Origin of the sequence: Hyphomicrobium sulfonivorans, assembly GCF_013306565.1 — a bacterium.
Lineage (GTDB): Bacteria > Pseudomonadota > Alphaproteobacteria > Rhizobiales > Hyphomicrobiaceae > Hyphomicrobium_A > Hyphomicrobium_A sulfonivorans.
Map to the genome: position 1 here is coordinate 119,485 of NZ_PZPO01000005.1, position 14,796 is coordinate 134,280.

Genomic DNA, 14,796 nt, shown 5'->3' on the forward strand with positions numbered 1-14,796 from the left:
ACGGCGCCAGCTTGCAGGCTAAGGGAGAGCCAAGGGAAGTGCGCAAGGGGCGAGGGTGCCATTTGCCTATGCGCGCGCTTTTCAAAACAGTCGGATCTTTTTTGGTCGGCAAGGGCAGCCTTCGTTGAGTCCTGCAGCTTTTCCATTAAATGGTGCTGCAACAATCTCTTATCTGGGTGCACGGAATAAAAAACGAATGGCTGACTACAAATTCGACAAATCAAAACTGCCAAGCCGTCACGTAACGGAAGGTCCGACGCGCGCGCCGCATCGCTCTTACTATTACGCCATGGGTCTCAGCGAAGAGGAGATTCACCGTCCGTTTGTCGGCGTGGTCTCGTGCTGGAACGAAGCGGCCCCCTGCAACATCGCACTGCAGCGCCAGGCGCAGTCGGCCAAGGCCGGTGTGAAGGAAGCGGGCGGTACGCCGCGCGAATTCTGCACCATCACCGTCACCGACGGCATCGCCATGGGCCATCAGGGCATGAAGTCGTCGCTGGTCTCGCGCGAGGTGATCGCTGATTCCATCGAGCTGACCATGCGTGGCCATTGCTATGACGCGTTGGTTGGCATCGCGGGCTGCGACAAGAGCCTGCCCGGCACCATGATGGCGATGCTGCGCCTCAACGTGCCGTCAGTGTTCATGTACGGTGGCTCGATTCTGCCGGGCAAATTCAAGGGTCACGACGTGACCGTGCAGGACGTCTTCGAAGGCGTCGGCATGCACTCGGTCGGCAAGATGACCGACGACGAGCTGCACGAGCTTGAGTGTGGCGCATGCCCCAGTGCGGGTGCGTGTGGTGCGCAGTTCACCGCCAACACGATGGCGTGCGTATCGGAGGCCATTGGCCTCGCGCTGCCGGGTTCGGCTGGCACGCCGGCTCCCTATGAAAGTCGCGACCAGTATGCGCACGCGAGCGGCGAAGCGGTCATGCGCTGTCTGGCGCTGGGCATTCGTCCGCGTGACATCTGCACCCGCAAGGCGTTCGAGAATGCTGCGATCATCGTCGCGGCGACGGGCGGTTCCACCAACGGCGCGCTGCATCTGCCGGCGATGGCCCATGAAGTTGGCATCGACTTCGATCTGTTCGATGTCGCCGAGATCTTCCGCAAGACGCCGTACATCGCCGACCTGAAGCCGGGTGGCAAATATGTTTCCAACGACGTGCATGCGATTGGCGGCGTGCCGCAGATCCTCAAGGCACTGCTCGAAGGCGGCATTCTGCACGGTGACTGTTTGACGGTCACGGGCAAGACGATGGCCGAAAATCTCGAGTCGGTGAAGTTCAACACCAATCAGGACGTCGTCTATCCGGTCTCCAACCCGATCAGCCCCACCGGTGGCGTTGTCGGTCTCCGGGGCACGCTGGCACCGGAAGGCGCGATCGTGAAGGTCGCTGGCCTGAAGATGCTGAAGTATCGCGGCCCGGCCCGCTGCTTCGACTGCGAGGAAGATGCGTTCGCGGCCGTTGAGGCTGGCAACTACAAGGAAGGCGAAGTTCTCGTCATCCGCTACGAGGGGCCGCGCGGCGGTCCTGGCATGCGCGAAATGCTGTCGACGACGGCGGCGCTGTACGGCCAGGGCGCGGGCGACAAGGTGGCTCTGATCACCGATGGCCGTTTCTCCGGCGCTACACGCGGCCTGTGCATCGGCCATGTTGGTCCGGAGGCTGCCGTGGGTGGCCCGATCGGCCTGCTGAAGGATGGCGACATCATCTCTATTGATGCCGAAGCGGGAACGCTCGACGTCGAACTCGATCCTGCCGAGCTGGAAGAGCGCAGGAAAAACTGGAAAGCCCCACCGAATGCCTATCAAACCGGCGCAATTCGCAAATATGCCGAATTGGTCGGGCCGGCATATCAGGGGGCTGTAACCCATGCCGGCGGAAAAGCGGAAGTGATCTGCTATGCGGACATTTGATCGGACCGTTTGCACACTGCTGACCGGAGCAATGCTTTGCCTGGGCGCCATTGGCGCCTGGGCGGCTCCAGCGAAATATACTTCGCCGCAGGATGCCCTCGACCAGGGCATCGGCGCATTCAACGGCGGCTACTATGAGATCGCTGTCGATGCGCTGGAGCAGGCGGCGCAGTCGCACATGTTCCTGGCGCCGTACTATCTGGCGCGCATCTACGCCGACAATAACGGCTCGCGCACCGACCATGCGAAGGCCTACGAGCTCTATCTCAAGATCGCCGAAGAACATACCGACGTCGATCCTGACGACGACCGCCGCGCACCCTATGTCGCGAAGGCGATGACGCGGATTGCCGGATATCTGCTGACCGGGCTGCCCGAAGCCAATCTCAAGGCCAACCCGAAGATCGCGATGGAATATCTGCGCGAGGCTGCGCAGTTCTTTCGCGACGAGGATGCGCAGTTCGAACTCGCCAAGCTTTATCTGCATGGCGACGTGATCGAAAGCGACGTTCCCTATGCGCGGCACTGGCTTTCGGTGCTGAGTCAGAAGGGGCATCCGGGCGCGCAGGCCTATCTGGCCGACATGCTTTGGCGCGGCAAATACATGAAGGCCGATCCGGTTCGCGCGCTGGCGCTGATCTCGGTCGCGGTGTCCAGCGCGCCGACCTATGAGCGCCTGTGGATCGAAGACATCTACCAGAACATCTATTGCGGCGCCCCCAACGGCGTGCGTCGTCAGGCCACCGGCCTCGTTGCTGACTGGCGCACACGCTACGGCCGCAAGCCTGACATGCGCGATGACATCGGCCTCGGGCTTTTGAACATCCAGCCGACGCGCGCGTGCGGCAACGGCGAAATGGTCGTGTTCGATATGGAGGCGCAGGAGCAGCTTTCGGCCGATCAGCCGGCTACGGCAGTTGTTCAGCCACCCGCCACGACCGGCACTGTTTCGGCTTCGACGCCACCGGCCGTGCCCGCTGCTTTGCCGGCTGCCGTCACACCGCCAGGCAGTGGCGCCACCTTCATGGGTGCTTCGGCCGGCGGCATGCTTGAGGCCGGTGCAAAGTCGGTCGATGCGCACGATGTCGGCGCCAGCGCGAGCGTTTCGGGAACTGCAACGGCCCGCTGAATGCTCCGCTGTCGGTGCGATTGACCTCCGAAGGCTGCGACCAATTCGTATTTCTGGGGATATTGGAAGGCCCGATTGTTGGCCATTTGGGCCAGTCTGTCACAGCTTTGGCTGCTTATTGCGACGGAATGGCACCCTAAAAAGCAGATCTTGCGAGCGTTTGATTGTTTTTGGCCCACGTGCAGTAGTTTTGTGCAAAGAATATCTGTGATTGTTACTTGAGCAGCATTTCAAATGCTCCTACCTTCACCATTAACAACCAGCATAAGAATCTCACTACGGGGATCACGTCCAAGGCGGATTGAGGCGCGCTGAGCGCGCCGATGGACCTTGGAGGTGTGCATGACTGGCTCTGCTGCTCTGCGCCGCTCTTGGCGGCAGCTCTCTGCAAAATCCGCTGTTTTGGCTCTCTGCTGCGCGGCCGCGATTGTGCCGGCGTCCAATGCTGCGCCCATGTATCCATCAGAACGCGTGCGTGGCTTCTTCTGCAATGAGATGAGCCACTCGGTCGACTTCCTGATGCAGCAGACCAAGGGCGAAAACGAAGAGATCGCCGCTAACAGTGTCAACAAGGCGCTCGCGAAGTTTTCGTGCGCCTATTACCTGCCGGTGAATGCGATCTACACCGGCGAACATACCGTGATGAAGCGCGGCATGATCTTCAAGCTGCACAGCTATGTGTTCCTGCCCGAGCGGGTGGAGCGCTGGAGCGGCTCGGCGGTCAGCACGCTGCAGGTTTCACCCTACGCCAAGCACGATGTTTGAGGGGGGCGCTCCCCGGGCGTCTTTGTATGAAAGCGCTCGGGGAGTGGCTGCACGGATCAGGCGAAGCCGTTGCGGTATCAGCGACGACTTCCGATGGCCAAACAGCAAAAGGCCGGACATGCAAATGAATGCATGCCCGGCCTTTTGTGTCTGATGAGTAACTCGGACGATCAACGGCGCTTCAGGTTGAGCTGTGCTGACGTGCCGTCGCCGGAGAGGCTGACGCTCTGGCTCTTGCCGTTGACGTGCACGCGGATCGATCCGCGCACGTTGTAATCGCGATTGTAGAAGCTGCCCTTATATGAGCTGCCGCTGACGCGATACACCTTGGCAGTCTGCGATGCCTTGCCCGATGCCGTGGCGCATGTTGCCGTGACGGTGTAGCTGGCGCCGCCGCCGGAATAGCTCGCGTGGCAGCGGGCCTTTTCCTTGGATCCGTTGGAGAACGAGACCCATCCGCCGCCGCTCCACGAGCCGGACAGGCTGGCGGCTGCAGCGGAAGGCTCGGCGGAGCTTGCACCGACGAAACCGAGGACGGGGAGGGCAGCCAGCGACAGCACCACAGTGCTGCGCGCCGCACGATTGAAGATGTTGAGATTGTTCATGACCGGACCTTGCGCGATAGGTGTGTGTCCAACAATGGCTGGACGGGATTGAAACCGCTCGAACGAGAGCAATCAACCGTTTCCGGCCCAGACATTGGCTTAGAAACGTAACAAGTCGCTGAACGGCAACGGTCGGCCGGATTGCGCACCCGCGAAGCGCGCAAGCCATTTTTAACCCGGCAAGTGCCCGCAAACAGACAACAAAACATTGCTCAGAAGGGGTGTCGGTAATCGTTGCTGATGCGCTCTGGCATCTGACGATTTCGTGCGCGTGCCTAAATTATTGAGTTTGGACGCATAAAAAATGCATCGACGAACTTGGTGATCCGTTCGCAGATGACTGGGCCGGTCCGATGGAACAATCGATCTGTCGGCAGATAATTCGGTGATTTCCTATGCCGCGCCGCACAAGGCGAGCAGTCGCATAACGCAAATGTGACAGCCGTTGAGCCGGAAAATTTAAACGTCCAGTTCAACCCATGCTGGCACATGGTCGGACGGTTTTTCCCATCCGCGCGTGAATCGGTCGACGCCCGCGGCGCGCAGGCGATCGGTCGCTTGCGGTGACAACAGCAGATGGTCGATGCGGATGCCGTCGTCTTTCTGGAAAGCGCCCGCCTGATAATCCCAGAACGTGTAGACGCCCGGCCCTGGATGACACAGGCGGATGGCATCGGTCAGGCCATCGCTCAGCATCCGCCGATATGCAGCGCGCGATTCCGGCTGAAACAGTGCGTCCGATGTCCATGCGGCGGGGCGCTTGGCATCCATCGGCTCGGGGATGATGTTGTAGTCGCCCGCCATGACGAACGGCACTTCCTCGGCCAGCAGGTCGCGGAAATGCGCGTGCAGTCGCTCCAGCCATCCGAGCTTGTAGGGAAACTTCTCCGTCGCGACGGGATTGCCGTTCGGCGCGTAGATCGATGCAACCTTGACGATGCCGGACGGCACCGAAATCACCGCCTCGATGAAGCGCGATTGCATGTCCTCGTCGTTGCCTGGCAATCCGGTGCGCACTTCCTCAAGCGGCAGCTTGGAGAGAATTGCGACGCCATTAAAGCCCTTCTGGCCATGGATCGCGCACTGGTATCCCAGCTCTTCGAATACGGCGGCGGGAAATGCCTCGGTCTGCGATTTGATCTCCTGCAGACAGATAACGTCCGGAGATTCCTGCCGCAGATAGGCGAGCGCTGATTCAAGGCGTGCCTTCACGCCGTTGATGTTCCAGGTGGTGACTTTCATGGAGGCAAGCCGTAGCGGAGAATCGGACAGGGCGCCAGCAAGGCTGCACGGGCGCGCGGCAGTTGCGAATTATCGCGCGTCGGTTTTGCCGCCGCCAATCCTTCGCAACCGATTGCCTTGCCCGTTACCTTGCGAAGGTCGTCAGATGGAGAAGCTGGTGCCGCAGCCGCACGATGCCGTGGCTTGCGGATTGTTGACGCGGAAAAACGCGCCCATCAGGTCATCGACGAAATCGATCTCCGAGCCGGAGAGAAAGCCCAGCGAAACCTGATCGATCACCACCTTCGCGCCTCCGCGCTCCAGCACCAGATCGTCGTCTGCTGCGCCGGGCACCAGATCGAACTTGTACTGGAAGCCGGAACAGCCGCCGCCTTCGACGCTGATGCGGAACGCGTTGGCGGCCGCTTCATCGGCGAGGATCTCGGCAATGCGCTTGGCGGCGCGGTCTGTGACGATAACGGAATCGCTCATCGTGCTTCTCAAGGTGACCTACGGTTTGACCGATGTCGGAACCCGGCTGGGCTTGTGCCGATCGCTGCGCGACGGTGTGCAAGCTTGCGCCTGCCGGGAATCTAACTCTATGCAAGATAAGAGTGAAGCTGCCGAAATCCAAATCTGGCAAATGCCGGCGCGAAACAGGCCCACTATTACAGGGTCGATCACAGACCAGCGATGCCTTTGGGGGGGCATCGCATGGCCTACGGCCCGGAATGAGGCCAGGCAACGGGGCGGCTGGATATTGGGAGCGGGGGCGGATTATGCGGTTTATGATGTGGCCAGCGGCAGAACCGGTTTGCCAGAATCCATGACCGACACGCAGCTACAACGTCAAAGTGGAGCTCCTGGCTTCGGGGCGGACCTGTCACCCGGCGCGCGGGCACCGGCCGCATATGCCGCTGACGCAGTGCCCAGTCGCGGACGCGTACACGCCGAGCGCGAATGCACCACCCGCAGCCCGTTCCAGCGCGACCGCGACCGTATCCTCCATTCAACTGCCTTCCGCCGCCTGACGCACAAGACGCAGGTGTTCCTGTTCCACGAGGGCGATCATTACCGCACGCGGCTGACGCACTCGCTGGAGGTCGCGCAGATCGCGCGGACGGTGGCGCGGCAACTGCGGCTGGATGAGGATCTGGCCGAGGCCATCGCGCTGGCGCACGATCTGGGCCATACGCCGTTCGGCCATGCGGGCGAGCGGGCGCTGGATGCCGCGATGGCAGAGTTCGGTGGTTTCGATCACAACGCGCAGAGCCTGCGTGTGGTGACGTCGCTGGAACGCAAGTACGCGCAGTTCGACGGCCTGAACCTGACATGGGAAGCGCTGGAAGGCCTCGCCAAACACAACGGCCCGGTCGATGACGCCAGCGCCGTGCGCAAAGTTGTGCGGCAGGTGGAAGCGTGGCGCGGGCTCGATCTCAACTCGTGGCCTTCGGCTGAAGCGCAGGTCGCTGCACTGGCCGACGACATCGCTTACGTGTCGCACGACATTGACGACGGCCTGAGGGCGCATCTCATCACCATTGATGATCTGGCCGGGCAGCCGCTTTCCGGACCAGCGGTCGCGCATCTGCGCACCGGCGGACAGGCGGATGCCGGGCGCATCACCTACGAGCTGACGCGGCGGCTGATTACGGTGATGATCGCCGACCTGGTTACGGAAACGAGGGCGCGGCTGGCGGCGTTGGCGCCAAAGGGCCCGGACGCGATCCGCGCCAGCGCCGAGCCCGTGGTCGGCTTTTCTCCGGCACTTGCGGAAGACATCGCCAATCTCAAGCGTTTCCTGTTCGCGCGCGTCTATCGGCACGAGAAAGTCATGCGGGCTATGCGCGGTGCGGAATTGATCGTGGCCGAGCTGTTTGCGCGCTATATGAGCGATCCTGCGGCCATGGGCGATGACTGGCACGCGGTGTCACAACGGCTCGAAGGCCGCCGCCGGGCGCGTTTGATCGCCGATTTCGTTGCCGGTATGACAGACCGTTATGCCATGGAGGCCCACCGGGAGCTGTTTGACGCCACCCCGGTTTTGCGTTAGGCGGGCCGACTTCCCACCAATCAATTTCAGCGCCAGGGGCTGCCGCCGTGGACGTATTCGCTCAGATCGAAAGCCGCGTAGCGGCCGCACTTGAAGCGCTCAAGGCCGAGGGCCAACTGCCCGCCGACCTGCCGGCATCCGGCTTCGATGTGGAAACGCCGCGCGATCCGACCCACGGAGATCTTTCGACCAACGCGGCGATGGTGCTGGCCAAGCCGGCGCGCATGAAGCCGCGCGACATCGCTGAAAAGCTGCAGGCCAAGCTGGAGCAGGACGAAGACATCGCCTCCGTTTCGGTGGCGGGGCCGGGCTTCATCAACATCACGCTGCAGCCCGGCGTGTGGCAGCGGCTGGTGCGCGAAATCCTGAATGCGGGCGCTGCCTATGGCCGTTCGGAGCAGGGCAAGGGGCAGCGCGTCAACGTCGAATACGTTTCCGCCAATCCGACCGGGCCGATGCACGTCGGCCATTGCCGTGGTGCGGTGTTCGGCGATGCGCTGGCAAACCTGCTGGCGTTCGTCGGCTATGACGTCACGCGCGAATACTATGTGAACGACGCCGGCGGTCAGGTGGATGTGCTGGCGCGCTCGGTGTTCCTGCGTTACCGCGAGGCGCTGGGCGAAGATATTGGCGCCATTCCCGAGGGGCTTTATCCGGGCGAATATCTGAAGCCCGTGGGCGAAGCGTTGGCGAAGGAACACGGCGAGTCGCTGCTGAATATGCCGGAGGAGCGCTGGCTGCCGCTGGTGCGCACGTTCGCCATCGAGCAGATCATGCCGATGATCCGGGATGATCTCGCCGCCCTCAACATCCGGCACGATGTGTTCTTCTCGGAAGCATCGCTGACGCAGTCCGGCACCGACAAGGTGAAGGAAGCGATTGCCGCCCTGCGCGCCAAGGATCTGATTTACGAAGGCCGGCTGCCGCGCCCCAAGGGGCACGAGGACGACGAGTGGGAGGACCGCGAGCAGACGCTGTTCCGCTCGACACAGTTCGGCGACGACGAAGACCGCGCGCTGATGAAGTCGGACGGCAGCTACACCTATTTTGCCGGCGATGTGGCCTATCACTATGACAAGCTTCAGCGCGGCTATCGTCATCTGGTCAACGTGTTCGGCGCCGATCACATCGGCTACATCCCGCGCATGCTGGCGGTAGTGGCCGCATTCGCAGGCGGCACCGTTGAGCGCGACGCCAAGGGCAAGCTGAAGTCCTGGCAGTCGTCGGGCGGCTCCACCGATCTGGCGATCAAGGTCGTCAACCTGGTCAAGCTGTTCAAGAACGGCGAGCCCTACAAGATGTCGAAGCGGGCCGGCACCTTCGTCACCCTGCGCGACGTGGTGGATGAAGTCGGCCGCGATCCGGTGCGGTTCATGATGCTCTATCGGAAAGAGCTGGAGCAGCTCGACTTCGACTTCGCGAAGGTGACCGAGCAGTCGAAGGACAATCCGGTGTTCTACGTGCAGTATGCGCACGCGCGGGCAGCATCGGCGTTCCGTAATGCTCAGAATGTGTTTCCGGATCTGGCTCCGCGCAGCGCCAAGGTGTGGGAGGCCGATCTTTCCGGGCTGACCGATGCGGGCGAACTAGACCTCATCAAGAAGCTGGCTCAGTTCCCCCGTCTGATCGCGGGCGCGGCCCGTGCAGAGGAGCCACACCGGCTGGCTTTCTATCTTTACGATGTCGCATCGGCGCTCCACGGCCAGTGGACCCGAGGCAACGATTCGCCACATTTGAGATTTATTCAACCAGAAGACGGGGTTATGACTGCGGCCCGCTTAGCGATGATCGCCGCTGTCCAGCAGGTGATATCCTCGGGACTTTCAGTGCTTGGCGTCGAGGCCCCGGAATCTATGCGCTAGACTCCGATTCGATGAAGAGGCTGGATTAGAGCTTCGAGGGGATCACAGGATGTCTCGCTCACAAGGTGCCGCAAACCAAGGCTGGCCGCCGCGCCATCCGCCCGGTGAGGCCGATCCGCGTGCGCAGGGACGTCCCGCTCCACAGGCCCCCCAGGGACACGCTCCCCAGGGGCAGGGTGGCAGGGGGCAGGCCCCGGTCTACGATCAGCAACAGTATGGTGCGGCTGGATATTCGCCGCAGCAACAGCCCTATGCTGATCCGCATTCGGGATATGCCGACCCGCAGGCCGCGCCTTCCTATGGCGGGCAGCAGGGCTATCACTATCCGCAGGATCAGCATCCCGCGCAGCCGCCGCAGTATCAGCCGGCCCAGCCGCAGCAGCACCACCAGCAGCCGGTTCAGCGACAGGCGCCGGCTGCGCCCGCTCAGCCGCAATATGCGCAGCCTCAGCAGCAGGCCCCGCGCGCGCCGCAGCCAGCGCCGACACATCGCCAGCAGCCGCAGACTCAGCCGCCGCAGTATGCGCCGCCCCGGCAGGCGCAGCCTCAGCCTCAGTCAGCTCAGCCGCCCGTCAACCGGCAGGGGCTGAGCAGCCTCGACAGCGCCCGCGCGGCCCAGCAGCCGGTGCACGACTTCAACAATTTCCCGCGCACGCAGCCGCCGCAGGCACAGCCGCCGCAGTATGCCCAGCCGCGTGAACAGGTTCCGCCGCAGCAGCAGAACGGACGCGCGGCGCCCGCTCAGCCGCAATACGCCCAGCCGGCCCCGGTGCAGCCCTCGCAGTCGGGTCGCCAGTCGCAACCTCCGGCGTATAACGTGCCGAATGCTGACCTTGGCGCCCGTGGTGGCGACGGTTATGGACGGGACGCTGGCCAGTATGGCGCCGGGTTGGAGCCATCTGCGCCCGCCTATCAGCACGCGCCAAGCTACGATCAGTGGCCTCCGGCCCAGCAGCAGCGTCCATCGCTGGATGCATTTGGCCAAAATCCAAACCAGAACCATCTGGCGTCGGCTTATCCCGGCGTGGCGGCCGATTACGCGGCAACGGCCGGTGGCGATTATGCGCTCAGCAACGGTGCCGTCGCCGACCCGTACGGCGATCCGCTGCAGACCGACTGGGGCATTTCCGGCGCGGCCGGTTATGGCGATCCGGCCATTGATCCGCAGGGTTTTGATCATCAGGGCGGTTATGCCGGTTACGACCAGCAGCACGGTGGCGCTCTGGAGCCAGCCACCTACAACGCCGCCGACGATCTGAACGGCTATGAGGCTGAAGAGCCGCGGCGCGCCAGCTGGGCGATGCGCATTGCCGGCGCGCTGGTGGTAGCGATTGGGCTCGGTTACGGATTGGCGCAAGCCTATCAGGCTGTCGTCGGTGGGCCGGTTGATAATGGCGCGCCGCCGGTGATCGCCAGCGACGACACGCCCGCGAAGGAGCGTCCGAGCGATCCGGGCGGTCGTCAGTTCTCGCACACCGACAGCAAGGTTCTCGGCCGTCTGGAGCAGATTGAAGGCGGCGATGGCGGCCTCCACGAATCCGATCAGGCCAACGGCACGCGGAAGGTTTCAACGCTTGTGGTTGGCCGTGATGGTTCCATCATGCCACCCGCTGACGACGTGCCGGACACACCGGTTTCGGTTCCGGGCATGATGGTGGTCGACGCATTCGGCACCGGCAATTCGCCGACCGCGCAGATGCCCCGCCAACCGGAGCCACAGGTCCATACTCCGCCTGCGCGCCCGACGGTCAACGTGAAGTCCACCCGGGTCATTCCAGCCACGACCGCCAGCGTCGAGGAAGAAGAGCCCGCTCCGCCGCGGCGTCAGACCGTAGCTGCCGCACCCCCGGCCACCAGCGCCCCGCGGGCTCCGTCCGGAGCCAATGGCTATGTGGTGGTGCTGAGCTCGGTACCGGCGTCCGGTTCAAGCCGTCTCGATGCCCTGCGCAAGTTTGCCGATATGCAGCAGCAATACGGGCCGGTGCTGGCCAACAAGACGCCTGACGTCCGCGAGACCACTCTGGCCGGAAAGGGCGCCTATCACCGCCTGCTGGTCGGCCCTCCCGGCTCGAAAAATCAGGCCAATGAGCTGTGCATCCAACTCAAGGCGTCCGGCTATAACGATTGTTGGGTTACCGCTTACTAAGCAGCTTGCCAGAGCGTGTCTCGACGCTCTGGAGCTGTGATGCTAGAGCCTTGCAGCGTTTCGTTGAATCGCGGAAAGGCTCTAGATGTTTGTTTTGTCGTGCTTCTTGTCGGAAAACCGGTTCCCACTTTTCCGGAAGCGCTAGTCCGGTTCTCTCTGAAATTTGCCTCGGATAGGTGATGCACACCGCTCTTATCGTCGGTGTCGCCGGCACACAGTTGTCGAGCGACGAAGCTGCCTTTCTGCGCGATGCGCGGCCGGCCGGGTTCATCCTTTTCAGCCGCAATCTGGCCGATCATGAGCAGATCCGCGCACTGGTTGGCGATGTGCGCTCCGCAATCGGCGGCGATGATCTGCTGGTGTTGATCGATCAGGAGGGCGGTCGCGTGCAGCGTCTGCGGCCCCCGCTTGGGCGCGCTCTGCCGCCAGCTTCCGCCTATGGCCTGCTGTACCAACAGGATCGGGATGCTGCGCTCGCCGCCGCGCGTGAAGCAACGCGCCTGCTGGCCGCCGATCTTATGGATCTGGGCATCAACATGGATTGTGCACCGGTGCTCGATCTGCCGGTTGAAGGCGCGCACGACATCATCGGTGATCGCGCCTATGGCCGCAGCGTCGAGCAGGTCGTGGCGCTGGCAGGTGCCGTCGCGGAAGGCTTTATGGCGGGCGGTGTGGTTCCGGTCATCAAGCACATTCCCGGCCACGGCCGGGCTACGGCTGACAGCCATCTCGCACTGCCGGTCGTCGACACGCCCCGCGTCGATCTGGAGCGCAGCGATTTCGCGCCGTTCAAGGCGCTGGCGCATCTGCCATCGGCAATGAGCGCGCATGTGGTGTTCTCCGACATCGATGCGCAGGCGCCGGCCAGCACATCGCCGACCGTCATCGGCGAGATCATCCGCGGCGCGATCGGTTTCGATGGCCTGCTGATGAGCGACGATCTTTCGATGCACGCGCTGACCGGGCCGATGCGCGCGCGTTCCGAAGCCGTGATGGCGGCCGGTTCTGATCTGGCGCTCCACTGCAACGGCGATCTGGCCGAGATGATCGCAGCCGCTGAAGGTGCAGGAACGCTGGAAGGCCGGGCAAAAGCCCGTTTCGACGCTGCCATGGCCATTACCCGCCGTTCCGACGCGTTCGATCGCCTGGCGGCGGAGGCGCAATTGGCCCGCGTTCTCGGCCTTGCAGCAATGGGTGCTGAATCAGTCTAAGCTCGACCCCATATGGTCGTGAAAGAGAAGGGCGGTTCTTGAGCCCGCATTGATTGAAAGGCCGCTGTCGAAGGTATGGACGCCGAGCCGCAGGAAACCGACACGACGCCATCATGGAACGAGCCCGATGTTGAGGTTCGTCCCGACGAGGAAGATGCGCTCATCGTCGATGTCGCGGGCTATGAGGGCCCGCTGGATCTGCTGCTCGCGCTGGCCCGCACGCAGAAGGTCGATCTGTCGAAAATCTCTGTCCTGGCACTGGCCGATCAGTACATCAGTTTCATCGGCGAGGCGCAGAAGCTGCGGCTCGAACTGGCGGCCGACTATCTCGTCATGGCCGCATGGCTCACCTATCTGAAATCGCGCCTGCTACTGCCTCGCGAAAAAGAGCAAGGCGAAACGACGAGCGCTGAGGAACTGGCGCGGCGGCTGTCGTTCCGCCTGATGCGGCTTGAGGCGATGCGCGAGGCTGGCGCGCAACTGATGACGCGCATGCGGCTCGGTCGCGATGTGTTCGCGCGCGGCATGCCCGAGGGCACGCGCACGGTGCGTGAGACGCAGTTTACCGCGAAGATTTTTGATCTGTTGCACGCCTATGCCGATCAGCGTCGCCGCACCATCAAGATCGGGCATGTCGTCAAGCTGCGGCCCGTGTGGTCGATCAAGGATGCGCGCGTGCGGCTTGAGCGCATGTTGGGCGCTGCGCCTTCCACTACCGAGTGGCTGGCGTTTGAACGTTGCTTGACGCAGCTCGTACCCGACCATGAGAACGGCAAGGCTGTGGTTGCGAGCTCGTTCGGGGCCACGTTGGAACTGGCGCGGGAAGGGCGTATCGAATTGCGTCAGGACGGCCCGTTTGCGCCGATTTACATGCGCCGTACCGATGGCGACGATGCAGTATCGCATGGCGACTGGCAGCGGGTTGGATAACAGGATCAGCGTGGGCGTATCGGGCCAATGACGAAAGAAAAGCGCATGGAGCCGCCACGTTTAAGCCTGGTGCCGTCGGGCCGCGATCACGGTGCAAGCGACGTTGGTGATGGCGTTGCGGACGATGGAGCGCAGAACTCGCCGAATGTCGCCGCGCTGCCGTTTGCCGATCATCGCGAGAAGCTGCGTATCGTCGAGGCCGTGCTGTTCGCGGCTTCCGAGCCGCTCGACATCGCGCGACTGGCGAACCATCTGCCGGAGGGCGAGGACGTCGCCGCTCTGCTGGAAGAGCTGCGCGCGTTCTATGCAGGGCGCGGCGTCAATCTGGTGAAGGTCGCGGGCAAGTGGGCGTTCCGCACCGCCTCCGATCTTTCCTATCTGCTGGAGCGTTTCGCCACGCAGGAGCGCAGGCTTTCCAAGGCCGCGCTGGAGACGCTTTCCATCATCGCCTATCACCAGCCGGTGACGCGCGCCGAGATCGAAGAGATCCGCGGTGTGACGACTTCGGCCGGCACCCTGGATATTCTGCTGGAAACCGGTTGGGTGCGATTGCGTGGTCGTCGCCGCGCGCCGGGCCGCCCCGTCACCTACGGCACCAGCGACAGCTTCCTTGAGCACTTCAGCCTCGACAGCATCAAGGATCTGCCCGGCCTTGCGGAACTGCGCGCCTCCGGTCTGCTCGATGGCAATCTGCCGCCGGACTTCACCGTGCCCGAGCCGACCGATATCGCTGCGCTGATGCCCGACGAGTTGCCGCTCGACGCCATCGATGAGGAAGATGCTGACGCTGAGGCTGAGGCGGACGAAATCGAAACCGAAGAAGACGGCGATGCTGATGCTTCATTGGATGCGCCCGCGTCTGACGGGTTGCCTGCCGATGATGAGGCCGATAAGCCGTAGCGGCGGCAACGGCGTTCGTCGCCGTCGCCCATTCTGTTCGCTGCGCCATGCAT

General features: G+C 63.0%; 12 protein-coding genes. 9 read left to right on the forward strand and 3 right to left on the reverse strand.

Annotation, left to right across the window (positions count from 1 at the left end):
* Positions 1-196 precede the first annotated feature (196 nt).
* From ilvD to C6Y62_RS12035, 3 genes are all read left to right on the forward strand, one after another.
* Entirely contained in the window at positions 197-1,921 is a 1,725-nt protein-coding gene (ilvD, locus tag C6Y62_RS12025) for a dihydroxy-acid dehydratase (RefSeq protein WP_068461028.1), read from the forward strand.
* Complete coding sequence (locus C6Y62_RS12030; RefSeq protein ID WP_173954118.1) at positions 1,908-3,050, forward strand: tetratricopeptide repeat protein; 1,143 nt, start codon at positions 1,908-1,910, stop codon at positions 3,048-3,050. The genes ilvD and C6Y62_RS12030 overlap by 14 nt, the downstream gene beginning before the upstream one ends.
* Before the next feature lie 453 nt (positions 3,051-3,503).
* Complete coding sequence (locus tag C6Y62_RS12035; RefSeq protein WP_068461032.1) at positions 3,504-3,815, forward strand: hypothetical protein; 312 nt, start codon at positions 3,504-3,506, stop codon at positions 3,813-3,815.
* A 170-nt stretch (positions 3,816-3,985) separates the two neighbouring features.
* Here C6Y62_RS12035 and C6Y62_RS12040 read toward each other — a convergent pair whose 3' ends face one another.
* The 3 genes from C6Y62_RS12040 to C6Y62_RS12050 all read right to left on the reverse strand — a co-directional run bounded on the left by C6Y62_RS12040 (position 3,986) and on the right by C6Y62_RS12050 (position 6,133).
* Positions 3,986-4,420, reverse strand: a complete 435-nt coding sequence (locus C6Y62_RS12040; protein ID WP_068461034.1) for a hypothetical protein — start codon at positions 4,418-4,420, stop codon at positions 3,986-3,988.
* A gap of 459 nt (positions 4,421-4,879) precedes the next feature.
* Positions 4,880-5,662 carry an exodeoxyribonuclease III gene (gene xth / locus C6Y62_RS12045; RefSeq protein ID WP_068461036.1) on the reverse strand — a complete coding sequence of 261 codons (783 nt, stop codon included), beginning with the start codon at positions 5,660-5,662 and terminating at the stop codon, positions 4,880-4,882.
* Positions 5,663-5,803: 141 nt separating this feature from the next.
* A complete protein-coding gene (locus C6Y62_RS12050; protein ID WP_173954119.1) occupies positions 5,804-6,133 on the reverse strand; it encodes a HesB/IscA family protein in 330 nt (109 codons plus the stop codon).
* Positions 6,134-6,467: 334 nt separating this feature from the next.
* Between C6Y62_RS12050 and C6Y62_RS12055 the strand changes: the two genes are divergently transcribed.
* The 6 genes from C6Y62_RS12055 (at position 6,468) to scpB (ending at position 14,743) form a co-directional block, all read left to right on the forward strand.
* Positions 6,468-7,694, forward strand: a complete 1,227-nt coding sequence (locus C6Y62_RS12055; RefSeq protein WP_173954120.1) for a deoxyguanosinetriphosphate triphosphohydrolase — start codon at positions 6,468-6,470, stop codon at positions 7,692-7,694.
* A gap of 47 nt (positions 7,695-7,741) precedes the next feature.
* Positions 7,742-9,556 (forward strand): arginine--tRNA ligase, encoded by a 1,815-nt coding sequence (argS, locus tag C6Y62_RS12060; RefSeq protein ID WP_173954121.1) that lies wholly within the window; start codon positions 7,742-7,744, stop codon positions 9,554-9,556.
* A 49-nt stretch (positions 9,557-9,605) separates the two neighbouring features.
* Complete coding sequence (locus C6Y62_RS12065) at positions 9,606-11,702, forward strand: SPOR domain-containing protein (RefSeq protein ID WP_173954122.1); 2,097 nt, start codon at positions 9,606-9,608, stop codon at positions 11,700-11,702.
* A gap of 179 nt (positions 11,703-11,881) precedes the next feature.
* Complete coding sequence (nagZ, locus tag C6Y62_RS12070) at positions 11,882-12,913, forward strand: beta-N-acetylhexosaminidase (RefSeq protein WP_173954123.1); 1,032 nt, start codon at positions 11,882-11,884, stop codon at positions 12,911-12,913.
* 75 nt (positions 12,914-12,988) lie between these two features.
* Positions 12,989-13,843, forward strand: coding sequence for a segregation and condensation protein A (locus C6Y62_RS12075; RefSeq protein ID WP_173954124.1), 855 nt, complete (start codon positions 12,989-12,991; stop codon positions 13,841-13,843).
* Positions 13,844-13,870: 27 nt separating this feature from the next.
* A complete protein-coding gene (gene scpB / locus C6Y62_RS12080) occupies positions 13,871-14,743 on the forward strand; it encodes an SMC-Scp complex subunit ScpB (RefSeq protein ID WP_246274653.1) in 873 nt (290 codons plus the stop codon).
* The last annotated feature ends 53 nt before the right edge of the window (positions 14,744-14,796 follow it).

Bases quoted from the DNA above. Each gene is read 5' to 3' on its own strand.
- C6Y62_RS12075 (WP_173954124.1), top strand. From the start codon at position 12,989: ATGGACGCCGAGCCGCAGGAAACCGACACGACGCCATCATGGAACGAG.
- ilvD (WP_068461028.1), top strand. From the start codon at position 197: ATGGCTGACTACAAATTCGACAAATCAAAACTGCCAAGCCGTCACGTA.
- scpB (WP_246274653.1), top strand. From the start codon at position 13,871: ATGACGAAAGAAAAGCGCATGGAGCCGCCACGTTTAAGCCTGGTGCCG.
- nagZ (WP_173954123.1), top strand. From the start codon at position 11,882: ATGCACACCGCTCTTATCGTCGGTGTCGCCGGCACACAGTTGTCGAGC.
- C6Y62_RS12055 (WP_173954120.1), top strand. From the start codon at position 6,468: ATGACCGACACGCAGCTACAACGTCAAAGTGGAGCTCCTGGCTTCGGG.
- C6Y62_RS12040 (WP_068461034.1), bottom strand. From the start codon at position 4,420: ATGAACAATCTCAACATCTTCAATCGTGCGGCGCGCAGCACTGTGGTG.
- C6Y62_RS12065 (WP_173954122.1), top strand. From the start codon at position 9,606: ATGTCTCGCTCACAAGGTGCCGCAAACCAAGGCTGGCCGCCGCGCCAT.
- xth (WP_068461036.1), bottom strand. From the start codon at position 5,662: ATGAAAGTCACCACCTGGAACATCAACGGCGTGAAGGCACGCCTTGAA.
- C6Y62_RS12035 (WP_068461032.1), top strand. From the start codon at position 3,504: ATGTATCCATCAGAACGCGTGCGTGGCTTCTTCTGCAATGAGATGAGC.
- C6Y62_RS12050 (WP_173954119.1), bottom strand. From the start codon at position 6,133: ATGAGCGATTCCGTTATCGTCACAGACCGCGCCGCCAAGCGCATTGCC.
- C6Y62_RS12030 (WP_173954118.1), top strand. From the start codon at position 1,908: ATGCGGACATTTGATCGGACCGTTTGCACACTGCTGACCGGAGCAATG.